The following is a 19,796-nucleotide window of genomic DNA, read 5'->3' on the forward strand; positions in this document are numbered from 1 at the left end:
GCCGGGGCGACAAAACATCACTCGCCACTTGTGTGAACTGGTTTGGAGGTGAGCCGTTTCCTATATATAGGTCAATTGTTGCACTCAGCGAGTGTTCCCGCGTCCCTGCGACGCATTCGACGGTAAGGCCCTAGCCCATGGACGAATTCCTTGATCTGCCCACCCTCATCGTGATCGTTGTGGCGATCTTTGTGTTGTTCCGGCTGCGCTCGGTTCTGGGCACAAGGACAGGGCATGAACGCCCGCCAATCGAGCGCCGTAAGCCCGCCGAAGCTGCGGCAGCGGAAGACACGGTGGTGCCATTGCGACCCCGCGGTGCTGGCAATCCGGAACTAAATGACGAATTGCGCGCCCGCAAGCTCGAATCAGAGATCGAGCAGTTCGCCCGCGACGATGCCCCATTGGCCGATGGCCTGCGTCAGGTGGCTGCAGTTGATTCCACATTTACGCCGAAAACCTTCCTTGAAGGTGCCAAGCAGGCCTATGAGATGATCGTTACTGCCTTTGCCGAAGGCGACCGCCAGACGCTCAAGAATCTGCTGGAAAAGGATGTGTTTGAAGGCTTCCAGCGCGCCATCGCCGATCGCGAAGCGGCCGGGCAAAAGGTCGATTTCACCTTTGTGGGCCTGCCCAAGATCGAATTCTCCGGCGCTGAATACGACAAAAAGAACGTGCTGGTGACGGTGCGCTTCCATGCCGAAGTGGTGTCGGCCACGCGCGACAAGGACGGCAATCTGGTTGAAGGCAATGCTGACCAGGTGCAGACCATTGCCGATGAATGGACCTTTGCGCGCAATCCCAAGTCGCGCGACCCCAACTGGAAAGTTGTGACCACCAGCCAGCTCGACTGAACACAAGCGGCAGGTTCGGCGTATCGCCATGTCCAAGCGTGACCCCAAACGCCTGCCGCACGACTTCCACCTTTGGACAGCCGTGGCCTCCACGGTTGACCCGCTGCGGCGCAAGGGCCTGCTCAAGCTCCATGCGGCACCCCTGCCCCTGCCGCAGGACGAGCCAGCGCCCAAGCCAAGCAAGCCGCCAGCGGGCAAGCCAGCGCCGCGCCAACCCTTTTTGCCGCCCTACCAGGCACCGCTCCCCCCGACCCCAGGGGGGGAAAAGGGCGTTGATCCTTCCATTCGCAAGAAGCTGGGGCGCGGGCGCATCGAGATCGATGGCCGGATCGATTTGCATGGCATGACGCAGGCCGAAGCCCGGGCGGCACTGCATCGCTATCTGCATGCGCGCTGGAGCCGGGGCGACCGCACGGTTTTGGTGATTACGGGCAAGGGCGCCAAAACCGATGATGATTACATCGCAGCCATGAGCGAGCGCGGGATCTTAAGGACCATGTTGCCGATCTGGCTAAGCGAGCCGTCCCTAGCGCCCATGGTGTCCGGCTGGAGCGTAGCTGCGCGTGGCCATGGCGGGGAGGGCGCGTGGTATGTGCGCCTGCGCCGCGCATGACCCCTTTGGGAGCCAAGATGCGCGCCCTGCGCGAGGAGCGAGGCATTTCGCTCAAGGACATGGCCGAGTCGCTCGGGGTTTCCAGCGCCTATCTTTCGGCGCTTGAACATGGAAAACGCGGCAAGCCGACTGGGTTTTTGCTGCATCGGATTATCGCCTATTTCAACGTGATCTGGGATGAAGCCGAGGAGCTGCAGCGCCTGGCCGAGATCAGCGACCCCAAGATTTCCATTGATACCGGCGGCTTGCCCCCCGAGGCGACTGAGCTGACCAACCGCTTGGCGGGCGCAATCGACAAGCTTGATCCGGAAGATCTACGCTTTCTGCGCGACGAAGTGATCCGCCGCTCGGGCAAGCGCCGCTAGGCCCGGGCGGGCACAAGGTCATCTCGAGGGACGGGAGCCCCGATTATTTCTTTGCCGTATTGCCGGCGCTGCCTGAACCCAGACCGGTGACAGCCTTGGTGGCGGCCACCTTGTCCTTTTTGGGTTTCTTGGCTTCCTTGTTGCTGCGCAGCTGACCTTTGGCCATGGCATAATCTCCTTGCCCGAGGGCTTTCGACGCCCTTGTTGCAAGGGGGAGGCTAGACCTGCCTCCCTATGCTGGCAAGCACCACTTTACTTGGCTGATTGGCAGCGTCCGGTGGGCCCAAGCGAAGCAATGGCGCGCGGATCACAACCGGTCAGGAGGAACTGGATCCACTCGTTCTGCCCGCCATAAAAGGCGTTGCGATCCACCTCGCCCTTGATGCCGGGCACGACGCCGGTTTGCGTCCACTGCCAGAACGTCCAGGTGCGGTTGTTGTAGCGCTGGTGCGGCTCGGCGGCGGTGGAGCGCAGCCAGAAGGCGTTGGGGAAGTATTCCCCTTCCAGGATATCACGGTGGAAGTTCATGTCGGTATAGATGATGGGCAGCTTGCCGGTGTGGCGCTCCATGGCATCGAGCATGACGCGGATCTTTTCCAGCGCATCGGCGCGGCTGGGCTTATTCTTGCAGCTGGAATGGTTGTTCCACTCAAGATCGAGCACGGGCGGCAAGGCATCATAATCATTGGGCACATTGGCCATGAACCAGGCGGCCTGTTCGGACGCCAGGGAACACCAGGTCATGAAGTGGTAGGCGCCGCGCGGCATACCGGCGTCGCGCGCCTTGACCCAATTGCTGCGGAAATTGGGATCGATGTAATCGCGACCCTCGGTGGCCTTCATGAACACGAAGTGGATGCCCGACTGGAAGGCCTTGCGGAAATCGATGTCCGACTGGTAGCGGGCCACATCGATCCCCTGGATCGGCATACCGCGGGCGCGATCGACGCCGGCATGGGGGCGGTTGTCGCCCTGGATGGGGCCATAAAGGCCGCCGCCCGAAGAACAGGCCACAAGAGCGAGCGCCAGCATGGCTGAGATGGCGCCCTTTGCGATCGTGGAAAACGAGGGAAAGGGCCGTCTGATCAGCATAGGACGCAACTCTGGCTGGAATACACGGCCTTTGATTCAACATGACTGGGTTAACGGGGGATTAGGTTTACCGCCTTGGCAATCGGCGTGGTTAACAAGCGGTTTCCTTGTGGCACCTACGGGGTTTTGCTAGGTTGCCGCCGACGGAGGGGCAGGGGCATGGTCACGCGGGTTGCGACGGTGGCGTTTCGAGGCATCGAAGCGGTCCGGGTGGATGTGCAGGTGCAAATTGCGCCCGGTTTTCCGGCCTTTGTGCTGGTGGGGCTGCCCGACAAGGCGGTCAAGGAAAGCGGCGAGCGCGTGCGAGCGGCGCTGGTTGCCTCGGGGCTGGGCCTGCCGCCCAAGCGCATCACGGTGAACCTTGCGCCGGCCGACCTGCCCAAGGAAGGCAGCCATTACGATTTACCCATCGCGCTGGGGATCATGGCCGCGATCGGTGCCATTCCCGAGGACGCGCTTGCGGGTTTTCTAGCGCTGGGTGAACTGGGGCTCGACGGGCGACTGGCCCATGTGGGCGGCGTGCTGCCGGCAGCGATTGCGGCGCAGGAAATGGAGATGGGGCTGATCTGCCCCGAGGCCTCGGGGTCGGAAGCGGCCTGGGCGGGTGAAACGCTTGATATTGTGGCGGCAGAAAGCCTGCTGGCGCTGGTCAATCACCTGACCGGCCACCAAAAGGCGAGCCGGCCCATTCCGCGCAAGCATGTGGCGCAAGGGAGCCTGCCCGATCTCGCCGACGTGCGCGGGCAGCATGTGGCGCGGCGCGCGCTGGAGGTGGCCGCCGCCGGTGGGCATAATATGCTGATGATCGGACCACCAGGGGCTGGCAAATCCATGCTGGCGCAGCGGCTGCCCTCCATTTTGCCGCTGCTTAATCCGCGCGAGATCCTCGATGTTTCCATGATCCAGTCGATTGCGGGGGAATTGGCGGGCGGTGGCTTATCGGATCGCCGGCCGTTCCGGGCGCCGCATCATTCGGCCTCGATGGCCGCGCTGGTGGGCGGTGGCTTGAAGGTTCGGCCAGGGGAGGTGAGCCTGGCGCACAATGGCGTGCTGTTTCTTGATGAACTGCCCGAGTTCGCGCCAAGCGTGCTCGACAGTTTGCGCCAGCCGCTGGAAGCGGGGGAAACGGTGATCGCCCGGGCCAATGCGCGGGTGAGTTATCCCAGCCGCGTGCAGCTGATTGCAGCCATGAACCCTTGCAAATGCGGCATGGCAGGAACGCCGGGGCATACCTGCCGAAGGGGTTTGGCCTGTGCGAGCGATTACCAGGGGCGGGTGTCGGGACCGTTTCTGGATCGCATCGACATCCGAATCGACGTGCCGGCCGTAACGGCTGCCGACATGATTGCTCCAGCGGGGGAAACGGAGAGTTCTGCCGTGGTGGCCAAGCGGGTGGCAGTGGCTCGCGAACGCCAGCGGCAGCGCTACCTTGAGCGGGGCGTGCCCAATGTGCACACCAATGCCGCGGCCAGCGCGACGCTGATCGAGGCCGTGGTTGATCCGGATCGGGAAAGCCAGACCTTGTTGCTGCAGGCAGCCGAGCGGTTCAACCTTTCGGCGCGCGCTTACCATCGCGTGCTCAAGCTTGCGCGCACGCTGGCGGACCTTGCGGGCGTGGAGCGCGTGGCGCGGCCCCATATTGCCGAAGCGCTGAGCTACCGCCTCAATATCGGCGCGACCTGAGGAAAGCTGTGGATAAGTGTTTCACGTGAATCCGCGCGTTCTGCCCGGGCGCTGGATTTTCTGATGATCCCGGCCAAAACGCCGGTTTTTTGCTTAGGGGCCGTTAACCGGCGGCTCCTATTGCTGAGGCGTGAGCAAGATCATGACACGCCGCTCAGGCGAACTGGTGCAGTGGAACAACAAGGGTGGATACGGCTTCGTGCGCGATGGCACGGGGCGGGATTTCTATCTCCATATTTCCAAAGTTGCCGGCGAGCGACCCCGCATCGGGGACAAGGTCGATTTCGAACTCGCAACAGGTCGGAATGGCCGCCCGGCGGCGGTAGATGCGCGGGTTCTCGAGGAAATGCGTCCGCGCGTGACCAGCCTGCCCGAGGCGCTTCGCAGCCCACCATCCATTTCCCGCTACAAGCTAGGGCTGCGCGTAGGCGCGGCAACTATGATGACGCTGCTGATCCTTTTTGGCATCGGCATGGACAACGCGCCGGTGTGGCTCGCCGTTCTCTATGCGGGCATGGGATTGGCGTCCGCCATGCTCTACCGCTTCGACAAGATCTATGCCCTTACCGATCGCTGGCGGGTGAGCGAGACCAATCTTCATGCGGTGGATTTGAGCTTCGGCATTATTGGCGGCCTATGTGCGCAGGAATTCTACCGCCACAAGACGGTCAAGCCGCGTTTTGTGGCCGCTACTTGGGCCATAGCGCTGTTTCATACTCTGCTGCTGGCGAGCATTTCATTTGGCTGGCTTGAATTGCTCCTGCCCCAGCTGGGCTGATTCACGTGAAACCGCGCTAGCCTATATAGCGCCGGTCATGCACCCAGCCATCGCGCCATTCCCGCTCCAGAACGGCGCGGCGCTTGCCATAGCGTTCCTCGGTGACGCTAAGCGTTGTGATCCGATCGGTGCGGAAATGACGGAAGGCTGAACGCAGGCAACACCATGCCGCTATCGTTTGCTTGCCTTCATAATAGGCCAGTTGCACAGGCCAGATGGTCCGCTCGGTGCAATTGCCGGCTTCGTCTTCATAGCCGACGGAAATGGCACGCTCATTGCGCATGGCGAGCCGGACATCGCCCAGGATCGGCATGGGCTTTTTTTCGGCCCAGACAGCAACGGGCCAGAGGCCAGTGTCGTTGATGCGGTCGCGCAAATCCTCGGGCGATGCGGTGGCAATCTTGGCCAGGGCATTCTTGGCGGCCGCGCCCAGGCCATCATCGGGCTGGGCGCCTACCCAGCGCGCACCAAGCACAAGAGCCTCCAGTTCTTCGGGTGTAAACATCAGCGGAGGCAGAAAGAAGCCGGGTTTCAGCATGTAGCCCACTCCCGCTTCGCCATCGATGGGCGCGCCCAAGCCGATAAGGGTCTGGATGTCGCGATAAAGCGTGCGCACGGACACACCCTGCTCCTGGGCAAGGGCCGCGGCGGTGACGGGGCGGCGGTGGCGCCGCAGGGCATCCATGACGGCAAACAACCGCTCGGTCTTGTCCATGGTGCATGCTCCCCCAAACCGTTGCCCCGTGCCCGCCAATCAGGCGATTCGCTCCGGAAAGGAGCAGATCTCGCGCCTAGTGGCGTTGGGTGTTTCAGGGGCCGGAAGATGCCGCCGCCGAGCGGCTCTGTCCAGCGTACAATAGGGCGTAAGCGGTGTACGCGCCTTTGCGGAAGCGGAATTGCCGGTCGCCGAATGGTGCTTGTGGGTAAAGGCTCCATGATCTGTTCTCCAAGGAACTGGAGCCATCATGGAGCCGCGTCTGGTCAGCCTATGGCAGCAGGAAAGCTTGCGTGGGCAGGGCCGCCTTTAGGATCAGGCGATCTCGAATTCGCACCAATGGCTGTAGGGCCGCTCGGGGGAATAGATGATGTTGGGGAAGTGTGGATGGTGTAGCGCATTGGCAAATACCTGGTCTTCGAGGCAGAAGCCGGAATGCTTGGGGTAGTGCTTGCCGCCAAGACCCGGCAAGGAAACCTTGGTCCAGACACCATTGTAGATCTGCAGCCCTGGCCGGTCGCTCCAAAGCTTGAGCGTCAAATCCTCGTCCGGTGAGACCACGGTAGCGATGGGATCATGCAGGCTCCGGCCGGTGTCGAGCACAAGGCCGATATCATAATCGATCGGCGCGCCACTGCTATCGCGCATGGTGCGCGCAATGCGCAGATCATAAGGCGTGTTGGCCGATGGCAGGATGGCGCCGGTGGCGACAAGATCGGAGCCCAGTTCGGTATAGGCGCTGGAATTGACCTGATATTTGTGGTCCAGCACGAGATCGGTCGTGCCCAGATTGAAATATTGGTGCTGCACAAGGCTGATCGGCGTGCGGCGATCGGTAGTGGCGGAAAGTTCCAGGCGCAGTCGGTTGCCGCGCAGGGTGTAGGTGGCGGAGAAATTCACGTTGCCGGGATAACCCATGGCGCCATCGGGGCTGAAATGGGTGAAGCGCACGGCATTGTTGGCCTCGTCCAACTCGGCCGTCCAGACCTGCCGGCCCAGACCTTCCGCACCGCCATGCAGGTGAAGCGGCCCATCATTGGGTGGAAGTTGATAGGTCTTGCCATCAAGGGTGAAGCTCGCGCCCTGGATGCGGTTCGCAACGCGCCCGGCAAGGGAGCCGAAATGGGGGCTTTGTTCGGGATAGGCGTCGAAATGGTCAAAGCCCAGGACAACGGAGCGCTCACCGCCCTTGACCGGAACGCGCCAGTCGCGCACCACAACGCCGTAATTGATCAGGTCGACCGAGACGCCCGTGTCGCTCACAAGGCGGAACTGGTCCACGCGCTTGCCCTGGTAATCGCCGAATGCGGAAACTGCGATAGCCATCGCCGGTGCCCTCCTGTCAAAACGGGAGAAGCTGTAGCCTGCTTTAACTGCGTGCTGCAACGTCACACTTGACCTTTTCTGCACACTTGCCAAAGACTTTGCCCAAATATCCCTGGGAGACAGCGTGAACAAAATTGGGGTCCATCGCCGTGCAACCGTTCACGATGTAGCGCGGGCGGCAGGCGTTTCGCTGGCAACAGTGGACCGCGTCTTGAACAACCGGCCCGGCGTGCGCAGCGCAACGGCGGAAAAAGTTGAGGCAGCCATTGCCGAAATCGGCTTCCAGCGCGATCTGTCTGCGTCGCTCCTGGCGCGGGCGCGCAATCTGGCGCTGACCTTTGTTATTCCCGATGGCACTAATGAATTCATGGCCAGCCTTGCCGGGGCCGTGGAGCGTCGCGCGAGCCAGGCGCTGAATGATCGCATGCAAATCCAGACCCTGCGGGTGCAGCCGCTCGATGCAGCAGCGCTGGCGCGCAGCCTTGATGGCCTGCATCCGCGCAATTGCGACTGCGCGGTGATTGTAGCAAGTGAAGAAGCGTCCGTGCTGGCCGCCGTCGACAGCGCCACACGGCGTGGCGTGATGGTGATGACGCTGGTGTCCGACCTGCCGGGCTCGCTGCGCCGGCAATTTATCGGGATCGACAATGTAGCCGCAGGACGCACGGCGGCCTCCTTGCTGGGCCGCTTCATGCCTCAGGGTGGCAAGCTCGCCGTGATTGCCGGCTCGCTGCACCTGCGCGACCATGCCGACCGGCTCAATGGGTTTCGGCAAGCGTTGGAGGCGGAGTTTCCGCAGCTGGAGCTGATCGGGCCCATCGAAGGTCATGACGAGCGCCCGCAAACCGAAGCGATTGTTGCCGATCTCTTGCGAATGCATCCAGATCTTGGCGGTCTTTATAATCTTGGTGCCGGAAATGCCGGGCTTGTGGCAGCGCTGGAAAAATCCGGGCGTGCCCGGCGCATCCGCGTGATCGCGCATGAATTAACCGAACCCACGCGGCAGGGGCTCGAATCGGGAGCGATCGACGTGGTGCTGGACCAGAACCCGGATGGCGAAATTCGGGAGGCCATTGCGGCAGCGCGTGGCCTGGCTTTGGGCGCAAATGGCGCACTGGTCAGTAACCCCATTGAAATTGGGATTTTCCTGCGCGACAATCTGCGCTAAGAAGCGCGCCGTTCACCGCACTGGCGTGGCCCAAAAAAGGGCCGGGAGGATTTTCCGATGGTTTGCATTCCACGTTGTGAGGTACGTACCTCATGACTTATCTTGGCATCGATATCGGCACATCTGGCGTCAAGGCGCTGTTGATCGACGAAAATGGGGTGGCGCTGGGCGAAGCCTCGGCTGCCGCCGTTGAGCCGACGCGGCCGCAACCCGGCTGGTCCGAGCAGAACCCGGCCGATTGGTGGACGGCGACGCTGGGCGCGATCGACAAGCTTGGGGAGAAACATCCCTCCGAGCTGGCATCTGTCAAGGGCATTGGCCTTTCCGGGCACATGCATGGCGCGACCTTGCTGGGCAAGAACGACGAAGTGCTGCGCCCCTGCATCCTTTGGAACGATGGTCGCTCGGCTGCCGAATGCGCGGAAATGGAAGCGGCGCTTCCTCGTCTGCGCGAAATCGCCGGCAATATCGCCATGCCGGGCTTTACCGCGCCCAAGATTGCCTGGGTGCGCAAGCATGAGCCCGAGGTGTTCAGCAGGATCGCCAAGGTGCTTTTGCCCAAGGCCTATGTGCGCCTCTTGCTAACGGGCGAGCATGTGGAAGAAATGTCGGACGCGGCGGGCACGCTGTGGCTAGATGTCGCCAAGCGCGACTGGTCCGACGAGCTTTTGGCCGTGACGGGTCTCACCCGCGAACACATGCCGCGCCTTGTGGAAGGGTCAGCCGTTTCGGCGACGCTCAAGCCTGAGCTGGCTGGACGCTGGGGCATGTCGGGCTCGGTTGTGGTGGCTGGCGGGGCAGGGGACAATGCTGCGGCAGCATGTGGCATCGGTGCGGTTCGGCCGGGCGAAGGTTTCGTTTCGCTGGGCACATCGGGCGTCCTGTTTGTGTCCAACGACAAGTTCCGCCCCAATACGCAAGGGGCCGTGCACGCCTTTTGCCATGCCATTCCTGACACCTGGCACCAGATGGGTGTGATCCTGAGCGCGACCGATTCGCTGAACTGGCTCTCCCGCATGACGGGGCAGAAGCAGGCCGATCTGGCTGGCGCGGCCGAGGCTGGGTTCAAGGGACCGGGTGAGGCGATCTTTTTGCCGTATCTTTCCGGTGAACGCACGCCGCACAACAATGCCCGTGCCCGTGGTGCATTCGTGGGCCTGAGCCAGAGCACGGAACCGGCCCAGCTTGCGCAGGCCGTGATGGAAGGCGTGAGCTTTGCCATGCGCGACTGCCAGCGCGTGCTCCATGACGCGGGGACGCAAATCAACCGGCTGCTCGCCGTTGGCGGCGGCTCGCGTTCGGCGCTGTGGCTCAAGCTCCTTGCCACCAATCTCGACATGGAAATAGCGCTGCCCGAGGACGGTGATTTCGGCGGAGCACTAGGGGCGGCACGGCTAGCGCTGTGCGCAGCCGAAGGCGCCGATCCGCAGGCCGTGATGACCATGCCGCCCATTAAAACCACTATTGCGCCCGACAAATCTTTGTCGGCCGCCTATTCCGATCAATATGCGCGCTATCGCGCGCTCTACCCTGCCATCGAGGAGGCACGTCAGTGACTGATTTTTTCAAGGGCATTTCGCCGGTCAAGTTTGAAGGCGCAGAGAGCACCAATCCGCTCGCCTATCGCCACTACAACAAGGACGAAATGGTCCTGGGCAAGCGGATGGAAGACCATATCCGCCCCGGCGTCGCCTATTGGCACACCTTTGCCTATGAGGGCGGCGACCCCTTTGGCGGCCGCACCTTTGATCGCCCCTGGTGGGACAAGGGCATGGAAGGCGCACGGCTCAAGGCCGACGTAGCTTTCGAGCTGTTCGACCTCCTGGATATTCCCTTCTTCTGCTTCCACGACGCCGACATCGCTCCTGAAGGTGCAACGCTGGCTGAATCGAACCGCAATGTGCGCGAGATCGGCGAAATCTTTGCCCGTAAGATGGAAACGAGCCGCACCGAGCTCCTTTGGGGTACGGCAAACCTCTTCAGCAATCGCCGCTACATGGCGGGTGCTGCGACCAATCCTGATCCCGAAATCTTCGCCTATGCCGCTGGCCAGGTGAAGAACGTGCTGGAGTTGACCCACGAGCTGGGCGGCGCCAACTACGTGCTCTGGGGTGGTCGCGAGGGGTATGAGACCCTGCTCAACACCAAGATCGGCCAGGAAATGGACCAGATGGGCCGCTTCCTCAACATGGTCGTCGAGCACGCTGAAAAGATCGGCTTCAAGGGCCAGATCCTGATCGAGCCAAAGCCACAGGAGCCCAGCAAGCACCAATACGACTTCGACGTCGCGACGGTCTATGGCTTCCTCAAGAAGTACGGCCTTGAAACCAAGGTGAAGTGCAACATCGAAGTTGGCCACGCATTCCTTGCCAACCACTCCTTCGAGCACGAGCTGGCGCTGGCTGCATCGCTGGGCATTCTTGGCTCCGTCGATGCCAACCGCAACGATTTGCAATCCGGCTGGGACACCGACCAGTTCCCCAACAATGTGGCTGAAACCACGCTCGCCTTCTACCAGATCCTCAAGGCCGGTGGCTTGGGCAATGGCGGCTGGAACTTCGACGCTCGCGTGCGCCGCCAGTCGCTTGATCCCGCGGATCTACTGCATGGCCACATCGGTGGTCTCGATGTGCTTGCCCGTGGCCTCAAGGCTGCGGCCGCAATCATCGAGGACGGCACCTATGACAAGGTTGTCGACGAGCGCTATGCCGGCTGGAATGCAGGCATGGGCAAGGACATCCTTGATGGTAAGCTGAGCCTAGCCGACCTCGCAGCCAAGGTCGAAAGCGACAACATCAACCCGCAGCCGCGTTCGGGCCAGCAGGAATATCTGGAAAACCTGATCAACCGCTTCGTCTAGTAACCACGACGCTTCAGTCGTCCACCTCCCCCCTTGCGGGGGAGGTCGGGAGGGGGGCGTGCAAGCCACAGGATTGCGGGCGAGCCAACCCCCACCCTTGATCCCTCCCCGCAAGGGGGAGGGTGTCGACTGCATCTGCAGCGCAAAGGCTCAAAAAATGCCCCAGATTACCAATCCCATTCTGCCCGGCTTTAATCCGGATCCGTCCATCTGCCGCGTGGGCGATGATTACTATATCGCCACCTCCACCTTCGAGTGGTTTCCCGGCGTGCAGATCCATCATTCGGTGGACCTCGCCAATTGGGACCTGGTCTGCCGCCCGCTCAATCGCAAGACGCAGCTCGACATGCGCGGCGATCCCGATTCATGCGGTGTTTGGGCCCCTGACATCACCCATGACGGCGAGAAGTTCTGGCTCGTTTATACCGATGTGAAGCGCAAGGACGGCTCGTTCAAGGACGCGCACAACTACATCGTCACGGCCGACAATATCGAAGGCCCCTGGTCCGACCCGATCTATATCAACTCGTCGGGTTTCGATCCTTCCCTGTTCCACGATGATGATGGCCGCAAGTGGTTCGTCAACATGATGTGGGACCACCGCACGCGGCCCTTGAAGTTCGCCGGCATCGCGCTGCAGGAGTTTGATCCCAAGCAGGGCAAGCTCGTTGGCCCACGCACCAACATCTATCAGGGCACCGACCTCAAGCTCGTGGAGGGCCCGCACCTCTACAAGCGCAATGGCTGGTATTACCTGCTGACCGCAGAAGGGGGCACGGCATATGATCATGCCTGCACCTTTGCCCGCTCCCGCACGATCGACGGACAATACGAAACCCACCCGGACAAGCACATCCTCACGTCCAAGGACGCGCCGTTCGCCGCCATCCAACGCGCCGGCCATGGTGATCTGGTGGAGACGCCAGATGGAAAGACCTATCTGGTTCATCTTGGTGGCCGTCCGACGACGCAGGAACGCCGTTGCGTTCTGGGCCGCGAAACTTCGATCCAGGAAGCCTATTGGGGCGAGGACGACTGGATTCACGTGAAACAGGGGCCGGTTCCGTCCCTCCACGTGGAAGTGCCCGGCACGTTCGATAACGACAAGTACTGGGCCGAGCAGCGCTACACATTCGAGAATGGCCTCCATAAGGATTTCCAGTGGCTGCGTACGCCGGAATCTGAGCGCATCTTCACGACAGAAGGCGGCAAGCTGCGCCTTTTTGGCCGTGAATCCATCGGATCCTGGTTTGAGCAGGCCTTGGTTGCGCGTCGGCAAACGCACTTCTCCTATGACGCCGAGACGGTGCTGGATTTCTCGCCCACCGATGAGCGGCAGTTTGCCGGTCTTACTGCCTATTATTCGCGCTATAATTTCTTCTACCTGACCGTTTCGGCTCACTCCGACGGCCAGCGCGAATTGCTGCTGATGAGCTCGGAAATCAGCTGGCCCGATGGCAATCTCAGCTTCCCGGCCGAGCCGGTGCAGATCCCCAACGAAGGCAAGGTCAAGCTGGCCCTCACCATCCGCGGACCCAAGCTGCAGTTCTTCTATGCTCTGGAAGGGCAGGAGCTGCAGCCAATCGGCCCGGTGCTCGACGCCTCGATCCTCTCGGACGAGTGTGGTGGCCATCAGGCCCATGGCAGCTTTACCGGCGCCTTTGTGGGTGTTGCTGCAAGCGACCTCAACGGCACGGCGATGCCAGCCGATTTCGACTACTTCGTTTATCGTCCCGTTCGTCACGAAACGGATCGCTACGAGATCTAGAACTCACATGGGGCTGCTATCCCTTGGGGTGGCAGCCCTTTGTTCACGTTTCGCCGAACCGGGGCGACAATCGAGCGTCCCGGCGCTAAGCTTTGCATCTAGCTGGTCGCGGGTACGCGGACTATCAGCGGGCCTAGCGGCCTCCCTTGATGGAGAGCTCACGGCCATGTCCAATTTTCATGTTGTTTCCGGCGCGGGCGATAAGCTCGACATGCCGATGATCCGCACTATTTCCACGTCCGATGTGTTCGACGCGCTGCGGCAGGGTGCCGCCGACTTCTGGGAGAAACCTAGCCATTACGCCATGCTGGTGCTGATCTATCCCGTGATCGGCATTGTGCTCACCGTACGGATGAACGGCTATCACACCTGGCCGCTGCTTTATCCGCTGATCGGTGGCTTTGCTCTCATAGGTCCATTCGCAGCCCTTGGGCTCTATGAGATTTCCAGGCGCCGGGAGCAGGGGCTCGATACATCCTGGCACCACGCCTTTGACGCGCTGCGCTCCCCCGCCATCGGTTCGATTGCGGCGCTTGGTGCCATGCTGCTTGTGCTGTTTACCCTATGGTTGACCTCGGCTCAGGCGCTCTATGAGAGCATGTTCGGCTCCTCCCCGCCGCGCACCCTCCCTGCCTTGTTCGGCCAAGTGCTAGGGGAGCCAGCGGGGATGAGCCTGCTGATCATCGGCTCGGCGCTGGGCGCGCTGTTTGCCCTTGTTACGCTCTGCACCACCGTGATTGCCTTTCCGCTGCTGCTGGATCGCGATGTCGGCGCCTATGTGGCGGTGGAGACCTCCTTCCGGGCCGTGCTGCGCAATCCCGTGCCCTTGCTGGTTTGGGGCATTATCGTGGGCGCAGGGCTGTTCCTTGGATCGCTGCCGCTCTTTGTTGGACTGGCTGTGGTCATCCCCATTTTTGGCCATGCGACCTGGCACCTTTATCGCAAGCTCGTGGAGCCAGCCTCGGCCATTCGTGGCCTTTAGGGGCAAGTAAGCGGGCAAAATCCCTTGGCGTCGGTTGGATTCCCCGGATGAAAGTCTTAAGGTCCCTGCTTCCCTGCAGAGACCTTTTGCCCGATGGATGCTACGCCAATCGACCCTGTTGCCAACCCGGCCTTGACGCCGATGATGGCGCAGTATTTCGAGATCAAGGCGGCCCATCCCCGCTATCTCCTGTTCTACCGGATGGGGGACTTCTACGAGCTGTTCTTCCAAGACGCCGAGATCGCCAGCGCGGCGCTCGGCATCGTGCTGACGCGGCGCGGCAAGCATCTGGACCAGGACATCCAGATGTGCGGCGTGCCCATCCATGCCGCCAATGACTACCTCAACAAGCTTATAAAGCTGGGCCATCGCGTCGCCATCTGCGAGCAGGTGGAGGACCCCAAGGAAGCCAAGAAGCGCGGCAGCAAATCGGTGGTAAAGCGAGACGTGGTGCGCCTGATCACCGCCGGAACGCTGACCGAGGACGATCACCTCGACGCCAAGGCCTCCAATTTCCTGGCTGCGCTCGCCATGGTGCGGCACGGGGAAACCGATTTCGCCCTCGCCTGGGCGGATGTCTCCACCGGCGAGACTTTTACCGCCGACCTGCAGGCTGAGCAGCTTGGGGACGAACTGGCGCGCATCAATCCAGCCGAACTGCTGCTCACCGAAGCCACAAAATCGGTGCTGACCGAACGGCATCTGTTTGCGCCAAGCTGGGCGGCCATCGCCCACACCGCGCCCGCCGAAAGCTTCGACAGCGAAACAGCGACCACAGCCTTGCGGCAGGCCTTCCCCCGGGGCGAGTTCGACCCGACAGCCCTGTCCCGTGCGGCCCGGGCCGCGCTGGGCGCCATTGTCGGCTATATCGGGGAGGCGCAAAAAGGCGTCGGCGTGGCGTTGCGCGCGCCGGTGCCGCAGGCTCATGCCGCCTATATAATCATTGATCAGGCGACACGCGCCTCGCTCGAGTTGCACCAGACCCAGCGCGGGCAGCAGCGGGGATCGCTGCGCCAGCATATTGACCTGACGGTAACTGCGCCCGGTTCGCGCCTCCTGGCCGCTCGCCTTGCAGCACCGCTGGCCGATGCTGCGGCTATCAATGCGCGACTTGATGCGGTGGCCTTGCTGGTCAACGACACCATGCTGACCGCTCGCTTGCGGGCCGAACTCAAGACAGTGCCCGATCTCGCTCGTGCGCTGACGCGGTTGACGCTTGATCGTGGTGGGCCGCGCGATCTGGCCGCCATCGGCAAGGCTGTTGGCGCGGCAAAGGCAGTGGCAGCGCATTTTGGTGGGGATGATACACTGCCCCCGATCCTCCAGCGCCTGGCGCAAACGCTTGCCGCGGCGCCGGCTGAGTTGGCTGATCAGCTTGCGCGGGCGCTGGACGAGCAATTGCCCTTGCTGAGCCGTGATGGCGGCTTTGTGCGTGAAGGCTATGACGCGCAACTGGACGAGGAACGTGCCTTGGCCAGCCAGACGCGCAGCGTTATCGCTTCGCTCCAGGCGCGGCTGATCGAGGAAACCGATCTGCGTTCGCTCAAGATCCGGCACAATGGTGTGCTCGGCTATTTTGTTGAACTGCCGGCGGCTCAGGGCGGCAAGCTCATGGAAGAGCCGCACCGCAACCAGTTCATTCATCGTCAGACGCTGGCCAATGCCATGCGCTTCACAACGACCGAGCTGGCGGACCTCCAGGGTCGCATTGCCCGGGCGCATGAAGCGGCCCTCCAGATCGAAACCTCCGTGTTTGCCGAGCTGCGCAACGCGGTGCTCCAGCAAACAGCTGCATTGCGCGAGATCGCTGATGCCCTGGCCGAACTCGATGTCACCGCTGCCCTGGCGCATCTGGCTGCAACGCGCAGTTATACAAGGCCCGAGATCGACAATTCGCTGGCCTTTGAAATCCTTGATGGCCGTCATCCCGTGGTGGAGGACATGGTGGCGGCCGAGGGACAGAGCTTTGTCGCCAACGACGCCAATCTTTCGGGCAGCGATGCTGTCGGCGGCGGGCGGCTTTGGCTCGTGACCGGACCGAATATGGGCGGTAAATCAACCTTTCTCCGGCAGAACGCGCTGATCGCCGTTCTCGCGCAGATGGGCAGTTTCGTTCCGGCCAGCAAAGCCCATATCGGGGTGGTCGACCGGCTGTTTTCCCGCGTCGGAGCGAGCGATGATATTGCCCATGGCCGCTCGACCTTTATGGTGGAAATGGTTGAAACCGCTGCCATTCTCAATCGCGCCACCCGCCGCTCGCTTGTCGTTCTGGACGAGATCGGGCGCGGCACGGCCACCTTTGATGGGCTGTCCATTGCCTGGGCGGCTGTCGAAGCCCTGCACGAAACCACCGGCTGCCGGGCCTTGTTCGCAACCCATTTTCATGAGCTGACGAGCCTGGCCAAGACGCTGAGCCGTGTGTCCAACGTGACCATGAAGGTGCGCGAATGGGAAGGCGATGTCGTGTTCCTCCACGAAGTTGGCCCCGGCGCGGCTGATCGCTCCTATGGCATTCAGGTTGCGCGCCTCGCCGGGCTGCCTGAACCGGTGTTGCAACGCGCTCGCCAGGTTTTGACCGTTCTGGAGCAGCGCTCGGTGGGAACGGCCTCTTCCAGCCAGAAGGCCAGCGTGCTAGATGATCTGCCACTCTTTGCGCACCAGCCCGCTCCCCGGCCAGCGCAGAAGGACCCTGTGCACCAAGCGCTCGACGCCGTCCGTCCCGACGAAATGACCCCCAAGCAAGCAATCGAGGCGCTCTACGAGTTGAAGAAAATCCGCGATGACGCTCGTCGAAGCTGACGCCAAGCCGCGAAAGCCCCAGTTCGTGTTAAAATCCGCCGAGACCATCCTTGGCGAATTGGATCGCATTATTGGCGAGGACGCGCCCAAGTCGAGCGAGGCACGTGCGGCTGTTTTGGCGCATATGCGCAAGACCTTGGCTGAAGCGCGCCAGGACGCCGAAGCTGAATTGCTGGCGACCAACAAGGGTCTGCGCTGCGCCCAGAACCTGTCCGATGCGCAGGACGAAATCATCACCGCGGTCTATCTTTTCGCGACACGACGGGTTTATCCCGTCGACAATCCTTCCGGCGCCGAGGCGATCGCGCTTTCCGCAGTTGGCGGCTATGGCCGTGGCACGCTGGCGCCGGGCTCGGACATCGACCTCTTGTTTATCCTGCCCTACAAGCAGACGCCCTGGGGTGAGCAGGTCACCGAATATGTTCTTTACATGCTCTGGGACCTTGGCCAGAAAGTTGGCCATGCCGTGCGCTCCGTGGAGGAATGCATCCGCATGGCGCGCGCTGACATGACCGTGCGCACCGCCACGCTCGAGGCGCGGTTCCTGATTGGCGACAAGAGCTTGTTCAACAATCTCGTCAAGCGCTTCGAAACCGAGGTCGTGCCCAAGACGGGGCCGGAATTCATTGCCGCAAAGATGGCCGAGCGCGATGAGCGGCACAAGATTATGGGCAATACGCGCTATGTGGTGGAGCCCAATATTAAGGACGGCAAGGGAGGCCTGCGCGACCTCAATACGTTGTTCTGGATCGGGAAGTATTTCTACCAGGTCAAGACTTCGCACGAGCTGGTCGGCAAGAACGTGTTGAGCGCTTCGGAATATCGGCTCTTTTCGCGCGCCGAGGATTTCCTTTGGGCCGTGCGCTGCCATCTGCATTTCGTAACCGGCCGCGCCGAAGAAAAGCTGACCTTTGACGTGCAGCCAGAACTGGCCGAACGCATGGGCTATGCCAAGCGCATCGGCATGCTAGGCGTCGAGCGCTTCATGAAGCATTATTTCCTGGTGGCAAAGGATGTCGGCGACCTTACCCGCATTTTCTGCGCGTCGCTCGAGTTCAATCACGCCAAGGACATGGATCTGATCGGCCAGGTGCTGGCGCCGTTCCGCTCCGGGCGCTCCCGCATCAAGGGCGAGACCGATTTTGTTCTCGATACGGGCCGGCTCAATATTGCCCGCCACGACGTGTTCGAGAAGGACCCAGTCAACCTGATCCGCATGTTCCTTGTGGCCGGGCGCGAACAATTGCTGTTCCACCCCGACGCCATCAAGCACATCACCCGCTCGCTGGGCCTGATCAACAACAAACTGCGCCATGACCCCAAAGCCAATGAGCACTTCCTCGCTATTTTGACTGCACCGCAATCGGTGGAGCGCATCTTGCGGCAAATGAACGAGAGCGGGGTTTTGGGCAAGTTCGTGCCCGATTTCGGCAAGATCGTCGCCCTGATGCAGTTCAACATGTACCACCATTATACGGTGGACGAGCATCTGATCCGCTCGGTCGGCGTCATGGCCGATATTGCCAATGGTGGACTGCGCGACCAGCTGCCGCTGACCCATGAATTGCTGCCACAGCTCAACGATACGCGCCTGCTCTATGTGGCGCTGTTTCTCCACGACATCGCCAAGGGGCGGCCCGAGGACCATTCGGTGGCCGGCGCGCGGATTGCCCGCAAGCTGTGTCCGCGCTTTGGCCTGTCGCCGGCCGAGACCGATACGGTGGCGTGGCTCATCGAATATCATCTGCTGATGAGCGAGATCGCCCAGGCGCGCGATATCCAGGACCCTGAAACCGCCAATGCCTTCGCCGATGTAGTGCAATCGCCCCAGCGCCTGGCCCTGCTGATGATCCTCACCGCCTGCGATATTCGCGCGGTGGGCCCGGGTGTCTGGAGTGGCTGGAAGGGCTCGCTCCTGCGCTCGCTCTATTACGCCACCGAGCCGCTCCTGTCAGGCGGGCATTCCCAGGTCACCCAATCGGACCGGATCGATGATGCCAAGCGCCAGCTCGCTGCGGCGCTCGAGGCCTGGCCAACGGACGAAGTGCAGAGCTATACGGCGCGCCATTATGATCATTATTGGCTGCGCGCCGAGCCTGAACTGCAGGTAGAACACGCCCGCATGATCCGCAATGCCGACCAGGCGGGCAGCGGCTTTGCCGGCTCCATCCGCATCAAGGCATTCGAGGGCATAACTGAAGTCTCTTTTTATACGCCCGATCACCCCCGCCTGCTGTCGCTGATCGCCGGCGCCTGCACCATGCAGGACGCATCCATTATCGGGGCGCAGATTTTTTCCACGCGTGACGGCCACGCTCTCGACACGTTCCGCCTGCGCCGCACCTTTACCTCCGATGAAGACGAAAAGGTCCGTGCCACGCGCATCATCGATACGGTCAAGCAATTGCTGCAGGGCAAGCGGACCATATTGATCGATCTGGGCAAGGAATCGCGGCACAATAAGCGTTTGAAGCCCTTTGCGCTGCCGGCGCAGGTATCGGTCAGCAATGCCCTTTCGGAAAAGTTCACCGTGATCGAAGTCTCGGGCCTTGATCGCATGGGGCTGCTCCATTCCCTCACGCACCAGATTTCCGACCTCAACCTCACCATCGGCTCGGCCCATATCGGCACCTATGGCGAAAAGGCCGTGGACGTCTTTTATGTCACCGATCTCACGGGGCAGAAGATCATGAGCAAGCCGCGCCAGCGCAAGATCCATGATGCGCTGATGAGCGTGTTTCATCCGCGCGTAGCTGAGCCCAAGGTGGTCAATGGGTAGCCCCAATGGGTGGGCGG

General features: G+C 61.7%; 16 protein-coding genes. 12 read left to right on the forward strand and 4 right to left on the reverse strand.

The window, feature by feature from the left end:
* The first annotated feature begins 137 nt into the window (after window positions 1-137).
* The 3 genes from DDE77_RS07055 to DDE77_RS07065 are packed head-to-tail and all read left to right on the forward strand — an operon-like array spanning window position 138 to window position 1,829.
* Complete coding sequence (locus DDE77_RS07055) at window positions 138-851, forward strand: Tim44/TimA family putative adaptor protein (RefSeq protein ID WP_108396748.1); 714 nt, start codon at window positions 138-140, stop codon at window positions 849-851.
* Window positions 852-879: 28 nt separating this feature from the next.
* Window positions 880-1,464 (forward strand): Smr/MutS family protein, encoded by a 585-nt coding sequence (locus DDE77_RS07060; protein WP_108396749.1) that lies wholly within the window; start codon window positions 880-882, stop codon window positions 1,462-1,464.
* Window positions 1,461-1,829: a helix-turn-helix domain-containing protein gene (locus DDE77_RS07065; RefSeq protein ID WP_108396750.1), complete on the forward strand. Its 369-nt coding sequence runs from the start codon at window positions 1,461-1,463 to the stop codon at window positions 1,827-1,829. The genes DDE77_RS07060 and DDE77_RS07065 overlap by 4 nt, the downstream gene beginning before the upstream one ends.
* Window positions 1,830-1,872: 43 nt before the next feature.
* Here DDE77_RS07065 and DDE77_RS20060 read toward each other — a convergent pair whose 3' ends face one another.
* Window positions 1,873-1,995, reverse strand: a complete 123-nt coding sequence (locus DDE77_RS20060; protein WP_281261294.1) for a hypothetical protein — start codon at window positions 1,993-1,995, stop codon at window positions 1,873-1,875.
* A gap of 86 nt (window positions 1,996-2,081) precedes the next feature.
* Window positions 2,082-2,921: a glycoside hydrolase family 25 protein gene (locus DDE77_RS07070; RefSeq protein ID WP_108396751.1), complete on the reverse strand. Its 840-nt coding sequence runs from the start codon at window positions 2,919-2,921 to the stop codon at window positions 2,082-2,084.
* A gap of 159 nt (window positions 2,922-3,080) precedes the next feature.
* Here DDE77_RS07070 and DDE77_RS07075 point away from each other — a divergent pair, with 159 nt between their 5' ends.
* Complete coding sequence (locus DDE77_RS07075) at window positions 3,081-4,604, forward strand: YifB family Mg chelatase-like AAA ATPase (protein WP_108396752.1); 1,524 nt, start codon at window positions 3,081-3,083, stop codon at window positions 4,602-4,604.
* A 142-nt stretch (window positions 4,605-4,746) separates the two neighbouring features.
* On the forward strand, window positions 4,747-5,382 hold the full coding sequence (locus DDE77_RS07080) for a DUF1294 domain-containing protein (protein ID WP_157959706.1): 636 nt from the start codon (window positions 4,747-4,749) through the stop codon (window positions 5,380-5,382).
* Between the two features lie 16 nt (window positions 5,383-5,398).
* Here DDE77_RS07080 and DDE77_RS07085 read toward each other — a convergent pair whose 3' ends face one another.
* Window positions 5,399-6,097, reverse strand: a complete 699-nt coding sequence (locus DDE77_RS07085; protein WP_108396754.1) for a helix-turn-helix transcriptional regulator — start codon at window positions 6,095-6,097, stop codon at window positions 5,399-5,401.
* A gap of 315 nt (window positions 6,098-6,412) precedes the next feature.
* On the reverse strand, window positions 6,413-7,423 hold the full coding sequence (locus tag DDE77_RS07090) for an aldose epimerase family protein (protein ID WP_108396755.1): 1,011 nt from the start codon (window positions 7,421-7,423) through the stop codon (window positions 6,413-6,415).
* A 124-nt stretch (window positions 7,424-7,547) separates the two neighbouring features.
* Here DDE77_RS07090 and DDE77_RS07095 point away from each other — a divergent pair, with 124 nt between their 5' ends.
* The 7 genes from DDE77_RS07095 (at window position 7,548) to DDE77_RS07125 (ending at window position 19,779) form a co-directional block, all read left to right on the forward strand.
* The gene (locus tag DDE77_RS07095) at window positions 7,548-8,591 is read left to right on the forward strand and encodes a LacI family DNA-binding transcriptional regulator (RefSeq protein WP_108396756.1); all 1,044 of its coding nucleotides are present in this window, start codon (window positions 7,548-7,550) and stop codon (window positions 8,589-8,591) included.
* A 92-nt stretch (window positions 8,592-8,683) separates the two neighbouring features.
* Window positions 8,684-10,147, forward strand: a complete 1,464-nt coding sequence (xylB, locus tag DDE77_RS07100; RefSeq protein WP_108396757.1) for a xylulokinase — start codon at window positions 8,684-8,686, stop codon at window positions 10,145-10,147.
* Complete coding sequence (gene xylA / locus DDE77_RS07105) at window positions 10,144-11,451, forward strand: xylose isomerase (protein WP_108396758.1); 1,308 nt, start codon at window positions 10,144-10,146, stop codon at window positions 11,449-11,451. Before xylB ends, xylA begins: the two co-directional genes overlap by 4 nt.
* A gap of 157 nt (window positions 11,452-11,608) precedes the next feature.
* Window positions 11,609-13,219: a glycoside hydrolase family 43 protein gene (locus tag DDE77_RS07110; RefSeq protein ID WP_108396759.1), complete on the forward strand. Its 1,611-nt coding sequence runs from the start codon at window positions 11,609-11,611 to the stop codon at window positions 13,217-13,219.
* Between the two features lie 166 nt (window positions 13,220-13,385).
* A complete protein-coding gene (locus DDE77_RS07115; RefSeq protein ID WP_108396760.1) occupies window positions 13,386-14,201 on the forward strand; it encodes a DUF2189 domain-containing protein in 816 nt (271 codons plus the stop codon).
* A gap of 93 nt (window positions 14,202-14,294) precedes the next feature.
* Window positions 14,295-17,000 carry a DNA mismatch repair protein MutS gene (gene mutS / locus DDE77_RS07120; RefSeq protein ID WP_108396761.1) on the forward strand — a complete coding sequence of 902 codons (2,706 nt, stop codon included), beginning with the start codon at window positions 14,295-14,297 and terminating at the stop codon, window positions 16,998-17,000.
* On the forward strand, window positions 16,981-19,779 hold the full coding sequence (locus DDE77_RS07125; RefSeq protein WP_108396762.1) for a [protein-PII] uridylyltransferase: 2,799 nt from the start codon (window positions 16,981-16,983) through the stop codon (window positions 19,777-19,779). The genes mutS and DDE77_RS07125 overlap by 20 nt, the downstream gene beginning before the upstream one ends.
* Window positions 19,780-19,796 lie beyond the last annotated feature (17 nt).

The organism is Devosia submarina (genome assembly GCF_003056345.1).
GTDB lineage: Bacteria > Pseudomonadota > Alphaproteobacteria > Rhizobiales > Devosiaceae > Devosia > Devosia submarina.

What these genes read in the sequence shown, in the direction of transcription:
- DDE77_RS07065 (WP_108396750.1), top strand. Translation starts at nt 1,461, where the DNA reads ATGACCCCTTTGGGAGCCAAGATGCGCGCCCTGCGCGAGGAGCGAGGC.
- DDE77_RS07110 (WP_108396759.1), top strand. Translation starts at nt 11,609, where the DNA reads ATGCCCCAGATTACCAATCCCATTCTGCCCGGCTTTAATCCGGATCCG.
- mutS (WP_108396761.1), top strand. Translation starts at nt 14,295, where the DNA reads ATGGATGCTACGCCAATCGACCCTGTTGCCAACCCGGCCTTGACGCCG.
- DDE77_RS07090 (WP_108396755.1), bottom strand. Translation starts at nt 7,423, where the DNA reads ATGGCTATCGCAGTTTCCGCATTCGGCGATTACCAGGGCAAGCGCGTG.
- DDE77_RS07075 (WP_108396752.1), top strand. Translation starts at nt 3,081, where the DNA reads ATGGTCACGCGGGTTGCGACGGTGGCGTTTCGAGGCATCGAAGCGGTC.
- DDE77_RS20060 (WP_281261294.1), bottom strand. Translation starts at nt 1,995, where the DNA reads ATGGCCAAAGGTCAGCTGCGCAGCAACAAGGAAGCCAAGAAACCCAAA.
- DDE77_RS07055 (WP_108396748.1), top strand. Translation starts at nt 138, where the DNA reads ATGGACGAATTCCTTGATCTGCCCACCCTCATCGTGATCGTTGTGGCG.
- DDE77_RS07080 (WP_157959706.1), top strand. Translation starts at nt 4,747, where the DNA reads ATGACACGCCGCTCAGGCGAACTGGTGCAGTGGAACAACAAGGGTGGA.
- DDE77_RS07070 (WP_108396751.1), bottom strand. Translation starts at nt 2,921, where the DNA reads ATGCTGATCAGACGGCCCTTTCCCTCGTTTTCCACGATCGCAAAGGGC.
- DDE77_RS07115 (WP_108396760.1), top strand. Translation starts at nt 13,386, where the DNA reads ATGTCCAATTTTCATGTTGTTTCCGGCGCGGGCGATAAGCTCGACATG.
- xylB (WP_108396757.1), top strand. Translation starts at nt 8,684, where the DNA reads ATGACTTATCTTGGCATCGATATCGGCACATCTGGCGTCAAGGCGCTG.
- DDE77_RS07085 (WP_108396754.1), bottom strand. Translation starts at nt 6,097, where the DNA reads ATGGACAAGACCGAGCGGTTGTTTGCCGTCATGGATGCCCTGCGGCGC.
- DDE77_RS07125 (WP_108396762.1), top strand. Translation starts at nt 16,981, where the DNA reads ATGACGCTCGTCGAAGCTGACGCCAAGCCGCGAAAGCCCCAGTTCGTG.
- DDE77_RS07060 (WP_108396749.1), top strand. Translation starts at nt 880, where the DNA reads ATGTCCAAGCGTGACCCCAAACGCCTGCCGCACGACTTCCACCTTTGG.